The organism is Microbacterium sp. ISL-103, from assembly GCF_018613995.1.
Classification (GTDB): domain Bacteria; phylum Actinomycetota; class Actinomycetes; order Actinomycetales; family Microbacteriaceae; genus Microbacterium.
Genome location: NZ_JAGGPD010000110.1, coordinates 1 through 2,783 on the forward strand (window position 1 = coordinate 1; position 2,783 = coordinate 2,783).

At 66.9% G+C, this 2,783-nt stretch carries 2 protein-coding genes and 1 pseudogene; 2 read left to right on the forward strand and 1 reads right to left on the reverse strand.

The annotated features are described in order from the left end of the window. Both J7E68_RS05065 and J7E68_RS05070 read left to right on the forward strand, forming a co-directional pair. Nucleotides 1–1,034 (forward strand): annotated as a pseudogene (locus J7E68_RS05065) (monooxygenase); the annotation flags it as partial. Continuing rightward, on the forward strand, nt 1,031–2,047 hold the full coding sequence (locus J7E68_RS05070; RefSeq protein ID WP_311416367.1) for an SMP-30/gluconolactonase/LRE family protein: 1,017 nt from the start codon (nt 1,031–1,033) through the stop codon (nt 2,045–2,047). The pseudogene J7E68_RS05065 and the gene J7E68_RS05070, both read left to right, overlap by 4 nt. A 79-nt stretch (nt 2,048–2,126) precedes the next feature. Here the strand turns inward: J7E68_RS05070 and J7E68_RS05075 are convergent. After that, the coding region (locus J7E68_RS05075; RefSeq protein ID WP_215170451.1) for an ATP-binding cassette domain-containing protein at nt 2,127–2,783 on the reverse strand (657 nt) is incomplete at its 5' end.

Genomic DNA, 2,783 nt, shown 5'->3' on the forward strand with positions numbered 1-2,783 from the left:
TCCAGCGCACGCCTTCGACCGTCGACGTGCGCGACAACCGTCCGACGGATCCGGAGTGGGTGGCGACGCTCTCTCCCGGGTGGCAGCGCGAGCGGATGGACAACTTCCTCGAGGTGCTGGCCGGTGAGCCCGTCGAGTCCCTCGTGGACGACGGATGGACCTCGACGCACCGGCTGCAGCGGAGCATCCTCTCGGGAAGTGTCGACGGCTCTGTGTCGGAAGAGGGCCGCCTACTGCAGGAGGAACTCGACGACGCGGCGAAGATGGATTCTCTGCGAGCCCGAGTGGATGCGATCGTCGATGACCCCGCCACCGCAGACGCCCTCAAGCCCTGGTACCGGTACATGTGCAAGCGGCCGGGGTTCAGCGACCTGTATCTGCAGGCGTTCAACCGGTCGAACGTCACTCTCGTCGACACGGCGGACACCCACGGCATCACCGCGCTGACCGAGACATCGATTGTGGTGGGTGAGGCGGAGTACGAGGTGGACTGCCTCATCTTCGCCACCGGATTCGACGTCGGGGTCTCAGGGGTGGTGTCGGGCACCCTGCCCGTGTCCGGGCGGGGAGGGCGTGCGCTTCTCGAGGCCTGGGGGCTGGGGCCGCGGACGTTGCACGGATTCACCACGCACGGCTTCCCGAATCTGTTCCAACTCGGCCCGATGCAGAACGCGAACTCGGTGAACTTCGTGCACATCCTGCAGGAGCAGGCGACGCACATCGCCGCGGTGATCGAGCGGGCCGAGCGGGTCGGCGCTCGCCGCATCGAGCCGACCGCTGAGGCCGAGGATGCCTGGTGCCGCACTGTTGCCGAGACCTCGAGGGACGTCTCGGACTTCCAGGCCCAGTGCACGCCGGGCTACTACAACGGTGAGGGCTCGCGCACGATCGGCGGACTCACGTACTCCCCGGGGCCGGTGGCCTTCCATCGACTCCTGCGTGAGTGGCGTGCGGGAGACATGGCGGAGCTGCTCGTCGTCGACGATGCGGACGAACGCATGCGCGAGTCGTCGGAGATCGGGGTGTCGGCGTGAGGGCGGCGCTGGCGGCCGCGGCAGGTGCGATCGGGGTGGTGGCTCTGCTCGTCGGGTGCGCGCCGGCGGCTCCGGATGCGGCGCAGACCGACGCTCCATCGGACGGGCCCGCTGCGGAACAGATCTCGGACGAGCTGCTCCAGGTGACCGAGCCTCACGAGCTCACCGGCGGGACGCTGCTTGAGGGGCCGACCTTCCACGAAGACGGTTCGCTCTTCCTGGTCGACGTGATGGCGCCCGCCGGGGAGGCGAAGGTCCTACGCGTCGACGTCGACGAGCGCACGGTCGATCAGGTCTTCACCGACGAGACGAGTGCGTTCACCTCGGCGCAGTTCCACCCGAGTGACGGTCGCCTGTACCTCACCGACTTCCTCGGCGGTGGTGTCATGAGCATCACGGCTGAGGGAGAAGACCCGCAGGTGCACTTCTCGGGCGACGTCGACGGCATCGCGATGCTGCCCGACGACATCGCGTTCCATCCCGACGGCACGATGTTCGTGACCGACACCCGCGGCATGGACGCACCAGGATGGGAGACCCCGGGGCGTGTGGTGAGAATCGGCACCGACGGGCAGGCGTCGACCCTCGCGGGCGATCTGCCCTCTCCGAACGGCATCGTCTTCGACGAGGAGGATGCGGGGCTCTGGGTCGCGCAGTACAACGCGAACCGGATCGACTACTTCGCCCTCGATGAGACGCGCACCCGGGTCGTCTCGGCGTATCCCGCGATCCACGTCGACGGCGGGATCGGACGCATCGACTCGACCGCGGTCGACGCGGAGGGCAACATCTATCAGATGTTCCACGAAAAGGCCGAGATCGTGGTCTTCGCCAAGACCGGTGAGCAGATCGGTAGGGTCCGCGTGCCGGGTGAGGGGCTGGAGTCGGCGACGAACATCGCCATCGCGCCGGGAACGACGGATGGCTACGTGGTGGTCAGCGGCCCAGCCGGTGGGTTCGTGCACACCTTCGAGGCCTACGGGGAGGGCATCCGGCAGTCCAACGGCGGGTGATCCTCAGATAGCGTCGCACGTCATCGAGATGCAATGAGGCCCCGCACTGCAGTGCGGGGCCTCACCTCTGAGATGCCGGTCAGATGCCCACTCCGGCGCGGAAGCGGTCGACCCCGATCTGCCCCTCGACCACCGCCGCGGTCAGCTCTTCGACACTGGTGTCCTCGCGGCGCACATCGAGGATCTTCCTGCCGTGATTCATCACGATGTGCCGATCGCAGACCTTGTAGGCGTGGTGCAGGTTGTGGGTGACGAGAACCGAGCTCACGCCCTCGGTTTTGAGCTGTCGGAGGTAGTCGAGCAGAGCCTCCGTCGCGCGCACGGCCAGGGCCGACGTGGGCTCGTCGAGGATGAGCAGGCTGCGTTTGAAGTGCACCGCACGCGCGATCGCGACGGCCTGGGCCTGTCCTCCCGACAGGGACGACACGAGCTGCTTCGAGCTCTTGATGCCTTCGATCGTGACGACGGTGTCGAGGATGTTGGTCGCGATCGCATCCATCTGCTTCAGCTTCATGAAGCCGAGAGGGTTCGTGATCTCCCGCCCCATGAAGATGTTGCGGGTGATCGACATCTGATCGACGAGGGCGGAGTCCTGGAAGATCGTCTCGACGCCCAGCGACTCGGTGGTCGGACGGTTGACGGTGGGCACGGCGGTGCCGTCCCAGTAGTAGGCCCCCGAGGTCATCGGCACGACCCCGGACATGATCTTCACGAGGGTCGACTTGCCTGCGACGTT